At 63.5% G+C, this 19661-nt stretch carries 18 protein-coding genes; 6 read left to right on the top strand and 12 right to left on the bottom strand.

The window, feature by feature from the left end:
• Window positions 1–2: 2 nt before the first annotated feature.
• Both pvdN and pvdM read right to left on the bottom strand, forming a co-directional pair.
• Complete coding sequence (gene pvdN / locus L6D80_RS01030) at window positions 3–1292, bottom strand: pyoverdine-tailoring periplasmic protein PvdN (RefSeq protein WP_176514468.1); 1290 nt, start codon at window positions 1290–1292, stop codon at window positions 3–5.
• Window positions 1292–2656, bottom strand: coding sequence for a pyoverdine-tailoring dipeptidase-like protein PvdM (pvdM, locus tag L6D80_RS01035; RefSeq protein WP_176514466.1), 1365 nt, complete (start codon window positions 2654–2656; stop codon window positions 1292–1294). Before pvdM ends, pvdN begins: the two co-directional genes overlap by 1 nt.
• Before the next feature lie 178 nt (window positions 2657–2834).
• Here pvdM and pvdP point away from each other — a divergent pair, with 178 nt between their 5' ends.
• Window positions 2835–4484, top strand: coding sequence for a pyoverdine maturation tyrosinase PvdP (gene pvdP / locus L6D80_RS01040; protein WP_176514464.1), 1650 nt, complete (start codon window positions 2835–2837; stop codon window positions 4482–4484).
• A gap of 53 nt (window positions 4485–4537) precedes the next feature.
• Here the strand turns inward: pvdP and L6D80_RS01045 are convergent, their stop codons facing one another.
• Both L6D80_RS01045 and L6D80_RS01050 read right to left on the bottom strand, forming a co-directional pair.
• Window positions 4538–5488 carry an endonuclease gene (locus L6D80_RS01045; RefSeq protein WP_176514462.1) on the bottom strand — a complete coding sequence of 317 codons (951 nt, stop codon included), beginning with the start codon at window positions 5486–5488 and terminating at the stop codon, window positions 4538–4540.
• Window positions 5489–5642: 154 nt separating this feature from the next.
• The gene (locus L6D80_RS01050) at window positions 5643–6209 is read right to left on the bottom strand and encodes a hypothetical protein (RefSeq protein ID WP_176514460.1); all 567 of its coding nucleotides are present in this window, start codon (window positions 6207–6209) and stop codon (window positions 5643–5645) included.
• Window positions 6210–6423: 214 nt separating this feature from the next.
• Between L6D80_RS01050 and L6D80_RS01055 the strand changes: the two genes are divergently transcribed.
• On the top strand, window positions 6424–7422 hold the full coding sequence (locus L6D80_RS01055; protein ID WP_054900103.1) for a sensor domain-containing diguanylate cyclase: 999 nt from the start codon (window positions 6424–6426) through the stop codon (window positions 7420–7422).
• Between the two features lie 72 nt (window positions 7423–7494).
• Here L6D80_RS01055 and lpdA read toward each other — a convergent pair whose 3' ends face one another.
• From lpdA to L6D80_RS01075, 4 genes are read right to left on the bottom strand one after another with little or no spacing between them, the layout of a single operon-like run.
• The gene (gene lpdA, locus L6D80_RS01060) at window positions 7495–8874 is read right to left on the bottom strand and encodes a dihydrolipoyl dehydrogenase (protein WP_054900102.1); all 1380 of its coding nucleotides are present in this window, start codon (window positions 8872–8874) and stop codon (window positions 7495–7497) included.
• A gap of 2 nt (window positions 8875–8876) precedes the next feature.
• Entirely contained in the window at window positions 8877–10151 is a 1275-nt protein-coding gene (locus L6D80_RS01065; protein WP_176514457.1) for a dihydrolipoamide acetyltransferase family protein, read from the bottom strand.
• The gene (locus L6D80_RS01070) at window positions 10152–11210 is read right to left on the bottom strand and encodes an alpha-ketoacid dehydrogenase subunit beta (RefSeq protein WP_054900100.1); all 1059 of its coding nucleotides are present in this window, start codon (window positions 11208–11210) and stop codon (window positions 10152–10154) included. It lies immediately after the preceding gene.
• Window position 11211: 1 nt separating this feature from the next.
• Window positions 11212–12444, bottom strand: coding sequence for a 3-methyl-2-oxobutanoate dehydrogenase (2-methylpropanoyl-transferring) subunit alpha (locus L6D80_RS01075; protein ID WP_176514455.1), 1233 nt, complete (start codon window positions 12442–12444; stop codon window positions 11212–11214).
• 198 nt (window positions 12445–12642) lie between these two features.
• Here L6D80_RS01075 and bkdR point away from each other — a divergent pair, with 198 nt between their 5' ends.
• The 3 genes from bkdR to L6D80_RS01090 all read left to right on the top strand — a co-directional run bounded on the left by bkdR (window position 12643) and on the right by L6D80_RS01090 (window position 16024).
• On the top strand, window positions 12643–13128 hold the full coding sequence (gene bkdR, locus L6D80_RS01080; protein WP_054900098.1) for a Bkd operon transcriptional regulator BkdR: 486 nt from the start codon (window positions 12643–12645) through the stop codon (window positions 13126–13128).
• 183 nt (window positions 13129–13311) lie between these two features.
• On the top strand, window positions 13312–14553 hold the full coding sequence (locus tag L6D80_RS01085; RefSeq protein ID WP_176514453.1) for a glutamine synthetase family protein: 1242 nt from the start codon (window positions 13312–13314) through the stop codon (window positions 14551–14553).
• 130 nt (window positions 14554–14683) lie between these two features.
• A complete protein-coding gene (locus tag L6D80_RS01090) occupies window positions 14684–16024 on the top strand; it encodes an MFS transporter (protein WP_054900096.1) in 1341 nt (446 codons plus the stop codon).
• A 67-nt stretch (window positions 16025–16091) separates the two neighbouring features.
• Here L6D80_RS01090 and L6D80_RS01095 read toward each other — a convergent pair whose 3' ends face one another.
• The 4 genes from L6D80_RS01095 to flgA form a co-directional block, all read right to left on the bottom strand.
• Window positions 16092–16835 (bottom strand): flagellar brake protein, encoded by a 744-nt coding sequence (locus L6D80_RS01095; protein WP_176514452.1) that lies wholly within the window; start codon window positions 16833–16835, stop codon window positions 16092–16094.
• 80 nt (window positions 16836–16915) lie between these two features.
• Complete coding sequence (locus tag L6D80_RS01100) at window positions 16916–17383, bottom strand: flagella synthesis protein FlgN (RefSeq protein ID WP_054900094.1); 468 nt, start codon at window positions 17381–17383, stop codon at window positions 16916–16918.
• A gap of 49 nt (window positions 17384–17432) precedes the next feature.
• Window positions 17433–17747, bottom strand: coding sequence for a flagellar biosynthesis anti-sigma factor FlgM (gene flgM, locus L6D80_RS01105; RefSeq protein ID WP_176514450.1), 315 nt, complete (start codon window positions 17745–17747; stop codon window positions 17433–17435).
• 152 nt (window positions 17748–17899) lie between these two features.
• Window positions 17900–18652 (bottom strand): flagellar basal body P-ring formation chaperone FlgA, encoded by a 753-nt coding sequence (gene flgA / locus L6D80_RS01110; RefSeq protein ID WP_054900092.1) that lies wholly within the window; start codon window positions 18650–18652, stop codon window positions 17900–17902.
• 77 nt (window positions 18653–18729) lie between these two features.
• Here flgA and L6D80_RS01115 point away from each other — a divergent pair, with 77 nt between their 5' ends.
• Complete coding sequence (locus L6D80_RS01115) at window positions 18730–19659, top strand: chemotaxis protein CheV (RefSeq protein ID WP_054900091.1); 930 nt, start codon at window positions 18730–18732, stop codon at window positions 19657–19659.
• The last annotated feature ends 2 nt before the right edge of the window (window positions 19660–19661 follow it).

Genomic DNA, 19661 nt, shown 5'->3' on the forward strand with positions numbered 1-19661 from the left:
GGTCAGGCAAGTTGTGGGGCGAGGATGGCCATCACCCGGTCGATCTCGGTTTCGTCGTTGAGCAGGCTTGGGGCCAGCCGCACCACAGGGCCGACATCGCGGTCCACGGCGTCGCTGATCACCTTGTTGGCCATCAGGTGACGGGCCACGGCGTCGCAGTCCCGGCCTTCGACGCGAAAGAAGGTGAACCCGGCAGAAAGCTGGCTGCTGCGTGGCGTTACCAGTTGCACCTTGGCGTGCTCGGCCAGGCGCTCCTTGAGGTAGTCGTTGAGCTGGTGCACCCGTGCCTGGACATCGGCTTTGCCCAGTTGCAGGTGCAGCTCGAACGCCTTGCCCAGGGCCAGGCGGTGGTCGAAGGCGTGGTAGCCGCCGGGGGTCATCAAGGTGCCGAAGTTCTCGCCCTTGGTGAAGGTGGGCACGCTGGGCACCAGGTAAGGTTGCGGCGCTTGCTCCCGGGCGATGATCACGCCGGTGCCGCGCGGGCCGAACAGCCACTTGTGGGTACCGGCGATGAAGTAGTCGCAGTTGAAGTCGGCGAATGTCACGTCTTCGATGCCGAAGCCGTGCACGCCGTCGACCACGTAGAGGATGCGGTCGTGCGCATCGCGGCCCTGGTTGAGCGTTTTCACCAGCTCGCCGACCTCGCGCACTGGCAGTTTGACGCCGCTGCCGGACTGCACCCAGGTCATGCCCAGCACGCGCGTCTCGGGGCGGATGGCCTGGCGGATATTGCCGAGCATTTCATCCACCGAAGCCAGGTGGGGGTCCTTGAACAGCGTCACGCGGCGTACCTGGGTGCCCATCATCCGTTCGCGGTAGTCAAGCCGGGTATTGGTGGAGTAGTGCTCGTGGGCGCTGACCAGAATCTCCTTGCCCGGCGGTACCTGCAGGCCACCGTAGATCATCGCCAAGCCATCTGTGGTGCTGCCGGTCAGGGCTACCTGGCCTGGCTGCACGCCGAAATACCGGCCGGCCCAGGCGCGCACATCGTGTTCATACCCCCAGAGTTCCTCGCGGTCCCAGTCGACCATTTCCCCGGGGTTCTGGTCCAGGCGTGCGCGAAAGTGGGCGATGGCGTCGCTCACCACACGGGGGTGAGAGGTGAGAAGGAAGTTACAGAAGTGCAGGTAGGCCGGGTCCAGGTCGAACTGCTGGCGCAGGGCCTGCCACTTGTCCTGGGTCGGTTGTGCCAGCGGCTTTGCGGCCTGGGCAACAGGGCTGAAGCCGGCCGCCAGGGGCAAGCCGGCGGCGAGCAGGCCGGCCTGCTTCAGGAAATTACGGCGGTCGTTCATCAGCCGCGCCCCGCTTGTGCCTGGCCGGCAGCACCGGGCTTGCCCAGGCGCTGCACCGCTTCCCATACCCGCAGGAAGTTGCCGCCCCACAGTTTGGCGATGTCCGCATCGGAGTAACCGCGCAGGATCAGCTCGGCGGTGACATTGCGCGACTCACCGACGTTCATCCAGCCCGTAACCCCGCCGCCGTCGTTGAAGTCGGAGGCGATGCCGACATGGTCGATACCGATCTTGCGCACGGTGTAGTCGATGGCGTCCACCAGGTCCTTGACGGTGGCGCGAGGCTCTTCTTCGAGGATGGCGTACAGCGCGCTGGCATACTCGCCGAACTTCTGCTCTGGCCAGATGGCGATGATCGCGTCGCCGGGCATCAGCGCGTTGGCCAGGCCGTTGAGCGGTTGCAGGTCGAAGCGTGCGCGCAGGGCATTGAGCTTGTCCAGGGTGGCCTGGCTCAGCGGCTTGAGGTAAGCGGGGAAGCCCACTACCTGGACCACGCCGCCGCTTTTCTTGATGGCTTGCAGTTCGCGGTCACTGAGGTTGCGTGGAATGTCCACCAGCGCGCGCGGTGCCGAGTGGGAGGCCACCATCGGGGCGCGGGTCAGGCGTGCCACGTCTTCCAGGGCCAGGGTAGACATCTGCGATACGTCGATGATCACGCCCAGGTCGTTGAGCCGCGCCACGGCCTGCTCGCCCAGGGGCGACAGGCCGCCGAGGGCGTCCGGCGTATCATTGAGGAAGGGCAGCGGGCGCGAGGAGTCGGCCCACGCGTTGTTGCCCACGTAGCTGAAACCGAACATGCGCATGCCGCGTGCAGCCCAGTCGTCCAGGGCGTTGAGGTCTTCGCCCAAGGGGTAGGCATTGAGCATGCTGAGGAAGATGGCGAACTTGCCTTCACCGTGCAGCCGACGAAAATCGGCGGGGGTGTAGGCGATGCCGACCTGGTTGGGGAAGTCGCGGACCATGCCGGTGAGTATCTTGTAGCGTACTTCCTGTTGGTGGCGGGCTTCGTCGACGAAGGCGGCGGTGGGGCGATGGGGCGCGTTGGCGCCGCTCCAGATCTCGGGCCAGCCAAACAGGGTCAGCGCGGCGCCGGAAAGGCGGCCACGGCCAGCCTTGACCAGGTCGAACTGATGCTCGCCGTCCTTGTCCGCTTCCTGGCCCTCGGTGCCGAAGTTCAGCGGTACGGTGATGTGGCTGTCGAAGGAGATGATGCGCTCCTGCAGCGCATTGGCCTGTTTGATCACTTCGCGTGGGTAGCCTGCAGGCAGGTAAGCGAAGAAGTACCAGGCCGCTGTGGCCGCGAGCGCGATGATCAGCGTCAGGGCGACGAGGTAGGGGGCCTTGCTGAAGCGGGTCGTGTTCATTGCCATCCCGTTGATTGCCAGGGTCGATGCGATGCCGGCGCCCGCCGCTGCGGGGCTTGCCTGTCACGGAGGGACGAGAGGGCTGCAGGGAAATTTAGCGCCGCAGTACCGGTAAATTTGATTCGTGGCCTCTCGTTCTAGCTCCAAAGGCGTGGCTGACACGGATACGGATGTGGCGATGAGGTTTTCCAGGCGTGGGTTCATGGTGGGGCTGGCGGTAGCCGGGGCTGCGGGTTCGGCGGCGTGGTACGCACGTCAGCCGCGGGACTACGATGAAACGCTCGAGAAGGACGAGGTGCTGACGCCTGGCGAGGCCAGTGTCGAGGCCCCCGAAGCAGGTGGGGTGAGAATCGCCGATACGCTGCGCGGCATCTGGGACCTGCGCTTTGGCGGCGTAGACGGCGGCCTGGACGGTTTGCCGCTGCAGGCGGTGCAGATGCTGCTCGACGTCGGTCCCAGCGGCCGTTCACTGCGTGGGTTCATCGACGTCGCAGAACGGCTGCGTGGCGAACAGACGCCGCGCTACCGGGTGCTGGGCGAGCTGGTTGCCGCCGACGCCAGGACGCTGCGCTGGCGCTTGGTGCCGGCTGGCGAGTCGGTGCCCAGCCACATGCTGGAAGCGACCTTGGACGAGGTTTGGGGTGCCTGGGGCGATGCGGGGGCAGGTACCCTGACCGGGCGCATTCGCCGCATCGACCGCCCGCTGTCGCTGCCCGAGCCGGACAGCCATTTTGTTGCCACCAAGCGCGCCTTCCCCGAGGCTCGCCAGGTCACGCCGCTGGCACCCGCGCTGATGGCCTGGCTGGTATCGCCCGAACATCGTCTGTTCCACCAGGTGTGGCATGCCACACGGGACAAGTGGCACCGCCTTGACCAGGACAAGCGCGATGCCCTGCGCGGTGCCGGCTGGCAACCCGGCCCGCGTGACGCCGAGCGGGGGGCGCGAGGGCGGCGCAAGCACCTCAATGGCTCAGGCGAGGATTTCTTCTTCATGCACCGACACATGCTCGGGTATGCCCGTAGCCTGCAACCGGACCTGCCCAATTGGGCGCGCCTGCCATTGCCGTCACCGCAGCTCGAGTACGACCGCGTGGGGTTCATTCGCTACCAGGAAAACCACGATGGCAATTCGGTGCCCCCTGCCTGGGTCGCGGCGCAGGACGATGAATTGAGCCAGTGGTTGCACGGCATCAAGGCGGCAGAAACCTTCTTCAGCAATTTCCAGGTGTGGGAATCGAATTATCAGGACCCGGACTACCTCAGTCGCCTGACCCTGGGGCAGTTTGGTTCCGAAGTCGAGCTGAACATTCACGACTGGTTGCACATGCGCTGGGCCACCGTGACCCGCGACCCGTCAAACGGCATGCCGGTGGTGGGTGATCGCGACCAGGTCGACTACGCGGCGCGCTGGTACCGTGCCGAGAACGACTTTCTCGGTGATCCGTTTTCATCCCACGTGAACCCGGTGTTCTGGCGCTTCCATGGTTGGATCGACGACCGTATCGAGGACTGGTACCGCGCTCACGAGCGCGCGCACCCGGGTGAGGTGCAGCGCCGGGTGGTCAACGGTGTTTCCTGGTTCGCCCCCGGGCCCTGGGTGGACGTGGCCGACCCTTGGCTGGGGCCGTTGACCCATGGGTGCGGAGGTATCGCCGACGCCGGTGGCGGGGCAGGGGAAATGGAAGTCGAGGCCATGAAACTGGCATTGCGTATCACCTTCAGCGGGGACAGCGATGTCAGTGACCTGCTGCGGCGCGTGCCGCGCAGGCCCTGGTATGCGCGCCACCTGAAGTTGCCAGGCCCACGCTCAAAGGCTGACGGGCTGTAAAGCCCGCGCCATGTGCTTCGCGGGTGGACCCGCTGCTGCAGGGGATGGAACTGCTATTTGCAGTTACCGGCCTTGCGATAGCCCGCAGCCTGCGCTTGTGCTTCGCTGCCGAAAGCGACTTGGTTTTTCTGGGCCACCTGGCTGTAGCCCGGGCAGCCGCTGGCCAGGTGATACAGATGGCTGGTGCGGTTGCCGATGATCGCACCGTCTATCGAGGCGCTCGCCAGGGTCGGCTTGGCCTGAGCGGGCACTGAAGCGGCAATGCTGGCACCTGCGGGCTTGTAGCCAAGCGTCCAGGTGCGCTCGCCGGTGACGAAGGGGTTGGCATGCCCCATGACCTGGGCAATACGTTGGTCGCGCTCCTTTTCCCATGCCGACACCGGATGCTGCTTGTCCCAGGCCATGAGCAGCTGTTGCTGCTGGCGCGACATGCTCAACTGGTACCGGTCGAACATGTAGAACGTTGTGCGCGCCACCAAGCCTTTCACTTCGTCGCGCGGTTCCGCAGCTTTTTGCTGGAAGTCGATCCTGGTGGTGCACTGGCCGTATTGTGGCGCAACCCCCGAGACCATGCCGTAGTTGAAGTTGCTGCGGTCACCATTCACTTCACCCACGGACGGGTAGAGGTTGAACAGGTCGGCCTCCATGGCGCGGAAGGTCGGGTCGCTATCGACGCAGTGCTCGCGCCCACCGTTCTGCCAGCATTGGCGCTGGTGGCCAAATGTCCACGCCGGCACGATGTGCTCCCACTCGGTACGCTCGGCACGGGTCTGCAGTTTGCGGGCCTGGTAACCACAGGACTTCAAGTCTACCCGGCCGCCGGACTTGCCTACCCAGGTCCACTTGCAGCCGCAGTACAGATCCCCCATGGCGCTATCGGCCTGGTCAAGATAGATGCGCTGCTTGGCGACAACTTTGGCTTCGGTAAAGGTGGCGGGAGGATTGGCGAGGGCAGGCGAGACGGCGGTGAGGGCGAGGGTTACGACGTACAGCAGTTTCTTCATGAGAAAACATCATCGGATTTTTGGGGGCGGGATTATACGACCTGCTGACATTGATTGAAGAAATGTCCCATGACTTTGCTGGCACAGGCCTACATTACCCACGCTGTGCCCACCCTTCGCCATGCCACCCCGCCCGCGAGGTGGCAGGGTGTGCTCAGGCTGGCCTGGTTTCCAGGGCTTTTTCACGCTCATCGGTGCCTTGCGAGGCGGCGATGTCGGTACCCTGGCGAGCCTGTGCAGCGCGTGCAGCCTCCTGTTCCACTTTCGCCTGGGTTTTCATCCGGACGTCTTCCTGCAGACGCTGCGCGATTTGCCTGTCGACCTGGTCTTTCTTCTCCGGTGGCAGGCTGTTGTAGTCATCCTCGGTCAAGCCCAGTTCTTGCAAGATCTTTTCCTTGATCTTCTCCTCCGGTGACTTGGCCATGTAATCACGGAAGTCCTGCACGGCCTTGCTGGTTTGCTCGGTCGGGGCGCCGGCCAGCCGGTGTGTGGCAAGGCCTGGGTTCTGCAGCAGCACCTTGAGCTTGGCGAAGGCCTCTTCGCGCGCATCATCGGCGTTTTGCTGCGAAGTATTGCCCTGGCTGTTCTGCTGCGCTGAAGCCGAGGGGGTGGCCAGCGGCGCGCGAAACGGGGTGCCAGCGGCAGGCGCTGGGTCCTGGCCGGTGCGGTGGTGATGTTGCACGTTGGCCTGCCAACCCAGGCCGTTGAGGGTGATCGCCATGTAGCCTCCTTGGACATTGCAAAACAGGGGAACCTGGGCAAAACCCATGCCAGCCCGCCGGGGTGCGAAAATAGGCCATTGCGGCTATTCCGGTCGCCACCTGCACGGCATATGCTCGCCCTGCAGGGGAACGAACTTGCCGCTTGCGGCAATCATGAGCATTGTCGGCAGCCTTGACCGGGGCGCAGTTGCTGGACACCAGGGAGAGCGTCCTATGAGTCAGGAACCAATGCCGGGGCCCGCGGGCTTCAGTGAACAGCAGTTGCACACGCTTTTCGATTTGATCAGTGACGGTATATGGGACTGGCATGCCAATAGCGGCTACGTCTACCGCAACCCCGGCTGGTACGCCATGCTCGGCTACCCCAGCCATTCGCTGGCCAATACCGTGCTGACCTGGGAGAGCGTGATCCACCCCGAGGACTACCCACGGGTGATGGCGCACTTCGAGGCCTACATCAACCAGCGCAACGAGCGCTACCTCATCGAGTACCGCTGCCGCTGCCAGGACGGCAGTTACCTGTGGATCGAAGACAGCGGCCATATCATCGACCGCAACGCCGATGGCTCGGTGGCGCGCATGCTGGGCGCCCACCGCAACATCGATGCGGGCAAACGCCTGGTGGCCGAACTGGAGCAGAAAAACCAGTCTCTGGAAACCTTGGTGGCGGAACATACCCGTGAGCTGTCATGGGTGAACCAGCAGTTGCAGCGTCAGCTCGACGAAAACCGCGAGCTGGCCGAGCGTGATGCCTTGACCCGCGTGGCCAATCGCTATCGGCTGGAAAAATCGCTGCAACAGGCGTGCGAGCGCGCTCTGCGTTTTCGCCAGCCTCTGGCGCTGATCGTCATGGACCTGGATGACTTCAAACCGATCAATGATCGCTATGGCCACGCGCGGGGCGATGCGGCGCTGGTGCGGGTGGTCGACCAGGTGCGCAGTTGCCTGCGCGAGCAGGATCTGCTGGCGCGCTGGGGGGGTGACGAGTTTGTCATGGTCTTGCCGCAGACTTCGTTGGGCGAGGCGCTGGAGGTGGCGCAAACGCTGCAGCAGGTGCTCATGCGGGTGGAACCTGTGGGAGAGTGCCGGCTCACCATGAGCTATGGGGTGGTGCAATGGCGCGAAGGTGAAGACCAGCTTGCACTGCTGGGCCGTGCCGACCAGGCCCTGTACCGGGCAAAAGGGAAGGGCAAGAATACGGTGTCGGAGTAGCCCACGATCACTGAAAAAAGACCCGTGGCGCCTGGGGCGCCGCGGGTCAAATCGGCCGCAGCCGCTTCAGTGTCAGATGTGCAGGGCGTGGCCGAGTGCGCGCAACGCCGCTTCCTGCACGGCTTCGCCCAAGGTCGGATGGGCATGGATAGTGCCCGCGATATCTTCCAGCCGGGCGCCCATTTCCAGTGACTGGGCGAAGGCTGTGGACAGCTCCGAAACCGCCACGCCAACCGCCTGCCAACCTACGATCAGGTGGTTGTCGCGCCGCGCCACCACGCGCACGAAGCCCGTTTTCGACTCCAGGCTCATGGCCCGGCCATTGGCGGCAAACGGGAACTGCGCGACGATGCAGTCCAGGCCCTGTTCGCTGGCCTGCACCGGCGTTTTGCCCACGACCACCACCTCCGGGTCGGTGAAGCACACCGCGGCAATTGCGCTGGGTTCGAAACGCCGCGCGTTGCCGGCAATTATTTCAGCAACCATCTCGCCTTGCGCCATCGCCCGGTGGGCCAGCATCGGTTCGCCCGCCACGTCGCCGATGGCCCAGACGTTGCGCATGCTGGTCTGGCAGCGTTCGTCGATGGCGATGGCCGCGCCGTTCATCTTCAGGTCCAGGCATTCCAGGTTGAAACCCTGGGTGCGTGGCCGGCGGCCTACAGCCACCAGCACCCGGTCGGCCTCCAGGCGCAGCTGCCCGCCCTGGCCGTCGGCCGCCAGCAGGCAGCCATTCTCGTACCCTTGCACGCTGTGGCCCAGATGCAGGGCAATGCCCAGCTTTTTCAACGACTCCGTTACCGGGGCGGTGAGTTCGCTGTCGTAGGTGGGCAGGATACGCTCACGCGCCTCCACCACACTGACCTGCGCGCCCAGCTTGCGGTAGGCGATGCCCAGCTCAAGGCCGATGTAGCCGCCGCCTACGACCACCAAATGCTGTGGCAACGTGGTCGGCGCCAAGGCCTCGGTGGATGAAATGATGGGGCCGCCCAAGGGAAGCATGGGCAGTTCGACGCTGTTCGAGCCGGTGGCCAGCAGCAGGTGCTCGCACTGGATGCGTTGGCCGTCGACATCGACGTGCTTGCCGTCGAGGATCTTCGCCCAGCCATGGATCACCTTGACCCCGTGTTTTTTCAGTAACGCAGCCACGCCGGTGGTCAGGCGGTCGACGATGCCGTCCTTCCAGGCCACGCTGCGGCTGATGTCCAGGTGTGGCGAGGATACGCTGATGCCCAGTTCGGATTGCCCGGTGTAGCGGGTGGTCTGGTGGAACTGCTCGGCCACATGGATCAGCGCCTTGGACGGAATACAACCGATGTTCAGGCAGGTGCCGCCCAACGCCTGGCCTTCCACCAGCACGGTAGGGATGCCCAGTTGGCCGGCGCGGATGGCGGCGACGTAGCCGCCGGGGCCGCCACCAATGATCAGCAGGGTGGTATCGATAGTCGGTTGCATGCTCACTCCACGAACAGGCAGGCGGGCTGCTCAAGCAGGCTGCGTACGGCCTGGATGAACAATGCGGCATCCATGCCATCGACCACCCGGTGGTCGAACGAGCTGGACAGGTTCATCATCTTGCGCACGACGATCTGGCCGTCGATCACCACGGGCCGCTCGACGATACGGTTGACACCAACGATCGCCACTTCCGGGGTGTTGACCACCGGCGTGCTGACGATGCCGCCCAATGCGCCGAGGCTGGTCAGGGTGATGGTCGAGCCGGACAGTTCTTCGCGGCTGGCCTTGTTGTTGCGCGCGGCACTGGCCAGGCGCGAAATCTCGCCGGCATTGCCCCACAGGCTGCCGGCCTCGGCATGGCGCAGCACCGGTACCACCAGGCCGTTGTCACCTTGCGTGGCGATGCCGACATGCACCGCACCATGGCGGGTGATGACCTGGGCTTCGTCGTCGTAGGTGGCGTTGATCTGCGGGAAATCGCGCAGGGCGACGACCAGTGCACGGACCAGGAACGGTAGCAGGGTCAGTTTGCCGCGGCGCTCGCCGTGCTGGCTGTTGAGCTGCTGGCGCAGGGCTTCCAGGGCGGTGACGTCGATTTCTTCGACGTAGCTGAAGTGTGCGACGCGGCGCTTGGCATCCTGCATACGCTGGGCAATCTTGCGGCGCAGGCCGATCACTTGCACCTGCTCGCTGTCGGTGCGCCTGGCGTAGCCGCCTGGCGCTTGGCCCGCAGGGCTCTGGGGCGGCTTGCTCATGAAGGCATCGAGGTCTTCGTGCAGGATGCGCCCGGCCGGGCCTGAGCCATGCACGTAACGCAGTTCGATACCCGCGTCCAGGGCGCGCTTGCGCACGGCCGGAGAGGCCAGGGGCTTGTCGCTGGCCTGGCGCGGTACAATCGGCGCAGCACCCTGTGCAGCGGATGCCGGGGTGGCCACAGGCTGTGGCTCGACACGGGGTTCGGGTTTGCTGGCCACCGGTGCTGGCTGCGGCTCGGTCGGCTTGGCCTGCGGCGCGTCCACATGGTTGCCGCTGCCTTCCACCTCGATGCGGATCAGCTCGCTGCCGACCGCCATCACTTCACCTGGCTGGCCACCCAGGGCCAGTACCTTGCCGCTGACCGGCGAAGGGATTTCCACGGTGGCCTTGTCGGTCATGACGTCGGCCACTACCTGGTCCTCGGCGATCACATCGCCGACCTTGACGAACCACTCCACCAACTCGACCTGCGCGATGCCTTCGCCGATGTCCGGCATCTTGATGACGTGCGTGCCCATTCAGACCTCCATGACCCGTTTCAATGCCGCACCTACCCGCGAAGGGCCTGGGAAGTAAGCCCATTCCTGTGCGTGAGGGTAGGGGGTGTCCCAGCCGGTGACGCGTTCGATGGGCGCTTCGAGGTGATGGAAGCAATGTTCCTGCACCAGCGACACCAACTCGGCCCCGAAGCCGCAGGTGCGGGTGGCTTCATGCACGACTACGCAGCGGCCGGTCTTCTTCACCGAGGCAACGATGGTCTCCAGGTCCAGCGGCCAGAGGCTGCGCAGGTCGATCACTTCGGCATCCACGCCGGTTTCTTCGGCGGCCACCTGGGCCACGTAGACGGTGGTGCCATAGGTCAGCACAGTAACGTCGTTGCCGGGACGAGTGATCGCTGCCTTGTCCAGCGGCACGCTGTAGTAGCCATCGGGTACGGCACTTTGCGGGTGTTTGGACCACGGGGTGACAGGGCGGTCGTGATGGCCGTCGAACGGGCCGTTGTACAGGCGTTTGGGCTCGAGGAAGATCACCGGGTCGTCGCACTCGATCGAGGCGATCAACAGGCCCTTGGCGTCATACGGGTTGGACGGCATGACGGTGCGTAGTCCGCAGACCTGGGTGAACATCGCTTCAGGGCTCTGGCTGTGGGTCTGGCCACCATAGATGCCGCCGCCGCAGGGCATGCGCAGGGTCAGCGGAGCGATGAACTCGCCGGCCGAGCGGTAACGCAGGCGGGCCATTTCCGATACGATCTGGTCGGAAGCGGGGTAGAAGTAGTCGGCAAACTGGATTTCCACCACCGGCCGCAGGCCATAGGCGCCCATGCCCACGGCAGTGCCGACGATGCCGCTTTCGGAGATCGGCGCGTCGAACACGCGGGACTTGCCATATTTAGTCTGCAGCCCCTCGGTGCAGCGGAACACGCCGCCGAAGTAGCCCACGTCCTGGCCGTAGATCACCACATTGTCGTCGCGCTCGAGCATGACATCCATGGCCGAGCGCAGGGCCTGGATCATGGTCATGGTGGTGGTGGCCATGGCGTTTTCCGGTTTGATGCTGTTGTTGTGATCGTTCATCTCAAACCCCCAGTTCCTGGCGTTGACGGCGCAGGTGGTCGGGCATTTCCTTGTACACGTCCTCGAACATCGAGGCGGCGCTCGGGATGTGGCCGTTGGCCAGGGTGCCGTACTGTTCGGCTTCCTTCTGCGCGGCGATGACCGCGGCTTCGAATTCGGCAGTGACGGCTTGGTGTTCTTCCTCGGACCATTGGCCGATCTTGATCAGGTGCTGCTTCAGGCGGGCGATCGGGTCGCCCAGCGGGAAGTGGCTCCAGTCGTCTGCCGGGCGATACTTGGACGGATCGTCGGACGTCGAGTGCGGGCCGGCGCGGTAAGTGACCCATTCGATCAGGCACGGGCCCAAGCCACGGCGGGCGCGTTCGGCGGCCCAGCGCGAGGCGGCATACACCGCGACGAAGTCGTTGCCGTCGACGCGCAGCGAGGCGATGCCGCAGCCCACGCCGCGGGCGGCGAAGGTGGTCGACTCACCACCGGCGATGGCCTGGAAGGTGGAAATCGCCCATTGGTTGTTGACCACGTTGAGGATCACCGGGGCACGGTACACATGGGCGAAGGTGAGGGCGGTGTGGAAGTCCGACTCGGCGGTGGCGCCGTCGCCGATCCAGGCCGAGGCAATCTTGGTGTCGCCCTTGATCGCAGAAGCCATGGCCCAGCCGACGGCTTGCACGAACTGGGTCGCCAGGTTGCCGCTGATGGTGAAGAAACCGGCGTCGCGCACCGAGTACATGATCGGCAGCTGGCGGCCCTTGAGCGGGTCCCGCTCGTTGGACAGCAACTGGCAGATCATCTCGACCAGCGACACATCGCGGGCCATCAGGATGCTCTGCTGGCGGTAGGTCGGGAAGCACATGTCGCTGCGGTTGAGCGCCAGCGCCTGGGCGCTGCCAATGGCTTCTTCGCCCAGGCTCTGCATGTAGAAAGACATTTTCTTCTGGCGCTGGGCGACGACCATGCGGCTGTCGAAAATCCGCGTCTTGAGCATGGCACGCATGCCTTGGCGCAGGATCTGCGGATCGATGCCTTCGGCCCATGGGCCAAGGGCATTGCCCTGTTCGTCGAGCACGCGGACCAGGCTGGAGGACAGGTCCGCCGTGTCGGCAGCGTCGACATCGACAGGGGGTTTACGGACTTGACCTGCGTCGTTCAGGCGCAGGTAGGAGAAATCGGTCTGGCAGCCTGGCCGGCCGGTAGGCTCGGGCACATGCAAACGCAGGGGGGCGTACTCGTTCATGCTTTTTACGCTCGCTCGAATGTTGTTTTTGTGAGCTCTGAAGCGGCCGCCGCTGAACTACCGGCTTGTGACTGGTAGGTCAGCGTCAATTACATAGTAGAGACAGCGCGAAAGAATTTTTCTCTCAAGTTGATTGCCTTTGCCGGTCGGTGCAGATAAACATTCCTCATAAACACAAAAAACCGGTGAATTTGTCTCATGCGCAAACTCGATCGTACCGATATCAGTATTCTCAACAGCCTGCAGGACAACGCCCGCATCACCAACGCAGAGCTGGCCCGTTCGGTGAACCTGTCGCCGACGCCGTGCTTCAACCGGGTCAAGGCCATGGAAGAGCTGGGCGTGATCCGCCAGCAGGTGACCTTGCTGTCGCCGCAGGTGCTGGGGCTGGATGTGAACGTGTTCATCCATGTCAGCCTGGAAAAGCAGGTCGAGCAGGCGCTGCACCGCTTCGAGGAAGAAATCGCCGAGCGGCCCGAGGTGATGGAGTGCTACTTGATGACCGGCGACCCGGACTATCTGTTGCGCGTGCTGTTGCCGAGCATTCAGGCGCTGGAGCGGTTTCTCGACTACCTGACGCGGTTGCCGGGGGTGGCGAACATCCGCTCGAGTTTCGCCTTGAAGCAGGTGCGCTACAAGACCGCCTTGCCGCTGCCTGCGAATGGCATGACGTTGCGGGAATAGGAGGGCCTGCTTAGGGTGCTTGATATTTTAAACACCCCCAGCCTATGTTGTTGCCAGCCTATAACAACAAGGACACGCGTCATGAGCACTGCAGCCCCGCGCTCGCTCGCCGAGCACCTCCAGGGCATCGACTAGATCGAATGCGTCACACCCGACCTCAACGGCGTCCCGCGCGGCAAGGTGATGACCGCTGAAGGGTTTCTCGAAGGGCGGCGCCTGCAGATGGCGCGTGGCGTCCTGCTGCAGTGCATCATGGGCGGCTACCCGCCGGCGAAATACTACGGCAGCGATGATGGCGACTTGGCGCTGGTGGCCGAGCCGACGCAGATTCATCGTCTGCCCTGGAACGACGACGGGCTGGCGTTGGCGATCTGCGACGCCAACGAGCTCGACGGCCAGCCGTCGGGGTTGTCTACCCGCGGTTTACTCAAGGCGGTGATTGCCCGGTACGCTGCACGCGGGCTGGCGCCGGTGGTGGCCACTGAGCTTGAGTTTTTCGTTTTTGCATCCAACAGCGATCCGCTCCAGCCGTTCCTGCCACCGCTGGGCCAGGACGGCCGCCGTGAGCTCGGCCACTCAGCGTTCAGTGTCAGTTCCAACAATGGCCTGCGGCCGTTCTTCCAGGAGGTTTACCAGTGCATGGCGGCACTGGGCCTGCCACGCGATACCTTCATGCACGAAATGGGCGTCAGCCAGTTCGAAATCAACCTGCTGCATGGCGACCCGCTGCTGCTGGCCGACCAGACCTTCCTGTTCAAGCACCTGCTCAAGGAAGTCGCGCTCAAGCATGGCCTGAACGTGGTGTGCATGGCCAAGCCTTTGGCGCATACGCCAGGCAGTTCCATGCACATCCACCAGAGCCTGGTCGAGCCCGCCACGGGGCGTAACGTATTCAGCGATGAGCAGGGGCAGGCGAGCGAAACGTTCCACCATTTCATTGGCGGCCTACAGGCCTGCATGGCGGACTTTACGGCGTTGTTCGCGCCCAACGTCAACTCGTACCAGCGCCTTTGCCACCCCTATGCATCACCCAACAATGCCTGCTGGTCCGAGGACAACCGCGCTGCCGGCCTGCGTATTCCTGCCAGCGCGCCAGCGGCCCGGCGGGTCGAAAACCGCCTGCCGGGCGCCGATGCCAACCCGTACCTGGCCATTGCTGCGAGCCTGGCGGCCGGCTTGCACGGTATCGAGCAACGGTTGCAGCCTGCGCCGGCCATCCAGGGCGAGTTCGAGGTGCCTGGCCACCTGAGCCTGCCGTGTACCCTGCACGCAGCGCTCGAGCGCCTCAAGCGCAGCGCCCTGGCGCGGGAACTGTTCGGCCGTGAGTTCATCGAAGGCTACGTTGCCACCAAGACGCTGGAGCTGACCGATTTCTTCGACGAGATCACGCCGTGGGAGCGGCGCGTGCTGGCGGGACAGGCCTGAACGCGACATGACCGCCATGGGTCGCGCCTCTGGCCAAGATTTTCGCTTGCAGGGGCCTGCGCCGCGGCGCATTTGCTTTTATGCTTGCCAGCAAGCCAACGCCACCTGAACAGGGAGCCCGACGGGACGTATGCGAAACATCTGGAAGCCGTTTCAGTCGCTGTACTTTGCTGCCTTGATGATGCTCATCGGTTCGGGTCTGCTCAGTACCTACCTGGCGCTGCGCCTGGCGGCCGACCATGTCGACAGCCTCTGGGTCGGTGCGTTGATGGCGGCCAACTACTTTGGCCTGGCGGTGGGCGGCAAGGTCGGGCACCGGTTGATCGGCCGGGTCGGCCATATCCGCGCCTATGCCACCTGCGCCGGCATCGTCGGGGCCGCCGTGCTGGGGCATGGGCTGACCAACTGGTTACCGGCCTGGGTCGGGCTGCGGATGATCGTGGGCCTGGGGATGATGTGCCAGTATATGGTCATCGAGAGCTGGCTCAACGAGCAGGCCGACGCCAAGCATCGTGGTGCCGTGTTCAGTGGCTACATGATCGCCTCCTACCTGGGGTTGGTGCTCGGCCAGTTGATCCTGGTGGTGCATCCGCAGCTCGGTCCGGAACTGTTGATGCTGGTCGCCATGTGCTTCGCGCTGTGCCTGGTGCCGGTGGCGATGACCCGGCGCATCCACCCGGCGCCGCTGCGCCCCGCACCGATGGAGCCGAAGTTTTTCATCAAGCGCGTACCCCAATCGCTGAGTACGGTGCTGGGCTCAGGGCTGATCGTCGGCTCGTTCTACGGCCTGGCGCCGCTGTATGCTTCAAGCCAGGGGCTTTCTACCGAACAGATCGGCCTGTTCATGGGTAGCTGCATCTTCGCCGGCCTGGTAGTGCAGTGGCCGTTGGGCTGGCTCTCCGACCGCTATGACCGTGCGCTGCTCATCCGCAGTGTGGCCGTGGGCCTGGCGCTGGCGGCGGCGCCGCTGGCCATCCTGCCTGACGTGCCATTGGAGTTGCTGTTTGGCATTGGTTTCCTCATCTCGCTGCTGCAGTTCTGCCTGTACCCCTTGGCCGTGGCGTTTTCCAATGACCATGTGGAAAGCGAGCGACGCGTCTCGCTGACCGCCATGTTGCTGGTTACCTATGGGGTGGGCGCGTGCATCGGGCCGTTGGCGGCGGGGGTGCTGATGAAGGTGCTGGGCGCTCAGATGCTGTATGCCTTCTTCGTGTTCTTTGCCCTGGTGCTGGTATGGCGCATCCGCCCGAAAGCCGTTACCGGCCTGCACCAGGTGCAGGATGCACCGCTGGGGCACGTGGCAATGCCGGCTGCCGGTTCACCGTTGTCGGCGGCGCTTGACCCACGGGTTGATGAGCAGACCGTTCAGGATGTGATGCAGGCGCCGGTGGCAGCGGAAGATACCGAGCAAGAGCCGGTGCAGGCAGAGAACGGCGTCAAGCCTGAGGCCCAGGCCGACCGACTGGTCTGATAGCCTGCACCGCCCAGGCGCATAGCCAACGCCACCCAAAGGTGGCGTTCGTACACTGAGGACGAAATCAGTAGTCGTCTTTATCAAACCGCCGCGCCTCACGCTGCAGTTGATAAACAAAGCTCTCGATCTTGCGCTGCGCCTGGCCATTGAGGTTATGGAAGCGCACGCCGGCGAAGGTGGTATTGATACGCTCTTCGTAGTGCAGGTGGCGCAATTCGACCATGGTGTCCACCAGGCCCAGTGGGTTGCTGGCCTTGAAGCGCTCGTATACCTGGCCCAGTTGCAGTCGGTCCTCGACATTGCCTTCAAAGCGCAGTTTGCAACCGGTGGCCGAGATGTCCAGCAGCTTGCCGCGCAGGGCACCGTTGCCTTTGAGGTGGGTGCCATCGAGGATCACATCGACCAGTTGCGACAGTTTCAGCGCGGCACGAAACGCATTGCGGCGCTGGTGGTAGGTCATTTCATCAGGCAGGGCACCGCGGTACGAGCGGTGACCATCGACTTCAGTGATTTTCAGTTCGTGGTTGCAGTCCCAGGCAATGCGCACACCATCGTGAAAACCTTCGACGCGGAACGGTTCGCCGTTCTCGATGTATTTTTCGCCGTCGCGCGGGATCATCTCATCCAGCGCCAGGGTGTTGCTCTCACGGTCTACATGCACCACGTAGCTCTGGAACCGCTGACTGCGCTCGTGGAAGGTGATGATCAAAGGATCATGGCTCTCCTGCAGCTGGCGCAAGTTGGCCGCGATCTCCAAAGGGGTGTTCAGCACCTTTGGCGGCTGCGGGGCATCGGCTTCATTGAACACGGGTTATCAATCTCCAGGCAAAAACGACACACGCAAGTAACGGCATTTTGCCAGTATGTTCCGTGCCTTGATAGAAATAATCACACTTGGCTGATGGCCCGAGGCTTGGCCAGCGGCGAGGTGGCGCCACGGCTGTCGTAGAGCGACGGGGAATCGCCGCCCATGAGGATTCTGACTTGGTTGGCCGTGACGTGCTGCTGCACCTGGATAATCCGGCCATTGGTTTCATTGACCTTCTGGCAGGCGTCCATCAACTGGGTGAGCACGTTGAGTTGTTGCAGGATGACGGCACCATTGGCTGACTGCTCGGCCACCGCCTGGACACCGGCGCGGTCGGCACTCAGGCCGAGGCTGGTGAGCAGGTTGTTGCGGCGCAGGCCTTGCTGCTCGAGCAGAACGATCAGTGACTGCTTGCGTGCCAGGATACCTTCCAGCGGTTCCATGTCACGCCCATGCAGGGCGACCGACTCCTTCTGCAGAAGGTCGAGCAGTTCCTGGGTAGGTGCGATGTCGTCTTCGATCAGTTGCAGCAAGGTGATGTCGTGCATGGCTAACTCTTGGCTTTTATAGCGTCCGTGAAGTCAGCGCGCCGAACGGTTAGCGCTGGGCTTCGAAATCGAGCAGTTTGCTGGCGACCCGGCCGGCATTGACCTGGTAGCTGCCATCAGCGATCGCCTGTTTCAACTGCGCCACACGGGCACTGTCGACGGCGGGCTGATCACGCAGCTTGTCGCTGATCTTCTGCAACTGCTGGGCCTCTTGGCTGAGGTGTACCGCTTCTCCGCTGGCGCCAGCGCTTTTCGGCGCTTCGTGGGTTTCGCCGGCTTTGTCGGCGTTACCGGTCGCGGTGTTGCCGCGAACGCCGCCCGTGATGGACGGAGAGTTATTCAAACGACTGAAGTCGATGACCATGATCAGAAACCTCTGGGTATTTGGACGCTTGCCTTGTTTTCGGCCAACCCGAAAGAAACTTTAGGCACAAATGCTCAGCCGCCTGTCGGCAAGCCCGCGTACCCGTTTTCTGACACAGTTTAGGAAAAGCGGTTCCCCACCGCCAGCCCAATCTACATGGCCACCTCGACCTGGCCAGGCCCGGTGACCCTGGCCTTCACCACTCGCTGCGAATTGAGGTTGCGCACCCGTATCTGCTCACCCTGGCCGCCTTTACTCAAGGCTTCGCCCGGCATGCGCACGCTGAGGCTGCCGCTGCGGGCGATGATCACCACATGGTCGCCCTTACGGATCACTTCGGCCTGTTCCAGGTGCTGCGGGGTAAGCACCTGATCGATGACCGTAGGGCGCAGCATTTTCATGCCCACTGCCTGGTCGAGGTCCGTGAGGAAACCCTGGCCGAGGGTCCCCACGTCGCGCTCGCGCAAGGCTACGTCGCCCTCGGCAATGATGTTTTCCCGCTTGAGCGGGCGGGTGACCACCACCACGTCGCGGAACAAGCGCACCGTTGCCGGCACGAAGAGGGTCCACGGCGCGCTGCTGTCACAGCGTACCCGCACCGTTACCCGGCCCAGAGGCTGCGCCGGGCTTTCCAGCGAAGCGTCCAGCGGCTGGCTGCACAGCGGCATGCGCAGGCGCGGATCGAGTGGGTTGACCTGGATCTCGTAGCGCCCGGCGGTCTGGGTGGTGGCCAGGTAATCCTCGACGGTGAATTCAAGAAACCCTTGGGTGACACCGATAAGCTGTTCAGGCAAGGTAACTGCGTCCGCCAGCGTACGAAGGCCGGGCGCCAGCAGGCTCAGCACGGCCAGTGCGCCACTGAGCAGGTGGGGCAGTCGTCGGAAAATTGTCGTTTTCGTGTACATGGCGCTCAAAAAAGCAAAGCCCGTGCCGACTCGTTAACCGAGTGGCGACGAAAAGCACAAACCATAAGGAGTCAGGCATGGCGGGGGTAATGGATTCGGTCAACCAGCGCACGCAGCTGGTGGGGCAGAATCGCCTGGAGTTGTTGCTGTTCCGCCTCAATGGCGAGCAGCTTTACGGGATCAACGTATTCAAGGTGCGCGAGGTGCTGCAGTGCCCGGAGCTGACCTTGTTGCCCAAATCCCACCCGGTGGTACGCGGCGTGGCGAACATTCGCGGGGCAACCATCCCGATCCTCGACCTGTCGATGGCAACGGGCCTGCCTGGGTTGAAGGAAGAAACACGCAACAGCTTCGTGATCATCACCGAGTACAACACCAAGACCCAGGGGTTTCTGGTGCATTCGGTCGAGCGCATCGTCAACATGAACTGGGAAGAGATCCATCCGCCACCCAAGGGTACCGGCCGTGATCACTACCTGACCGCGGTCACCCGTGTGGACAACCGCATGGTGGAGATCATCGACGTGGAAAAGGTGCTGGCCGAGGTAGCGCCATCGTCCGAATCGGTGTCTGCCGGTGTGGTCGATGCCGATGTGCAGGACAAGGCCGTGCTGCTGCGGGTGCTGACTGTCGACGATTCGTCGGTGGCGCGCAAGCAGGTCAGCCGCTGCCTGCAAACCGTCGGGGTCGAGGTGGTGGCGCTCAATGACGGTCGTCAGGCCTTGGACTACCTGCGCAAGTTGGTCGACGAAGGCAAAAAGCCGGAAGAAGAGTTCCTGATGATGATCTCGGACATTGAAATGCCGGAAATGGACGGTTATACGCTGACGGCCGAGATCCGTAACGACCCGCGTATGCAAAAATTGCACATCGTCCTGCATACTTCGCTGTCCGGGGTGTTCAACCAGGCGATGGTCAAGAAAGTCGGGGCGGATGACTTCCTTGCCAAGTTCAAGCCGGACGATCTGGCCCAGCGAGTGGTCGACCGGATCAAGGCAACGCATTGAAG

Source organism: Pseudomonas ceruminis, assembly GCF_021602025.1.
In the GTDB taxonomy this organism is placed as follows: Bacteria; Pseudomonadota; Gammaproteobacteria; order Pseudomonadales; family Pseudomonadaceae; genus Aquipseudomonas; species Aquipseudomonas ceruminis.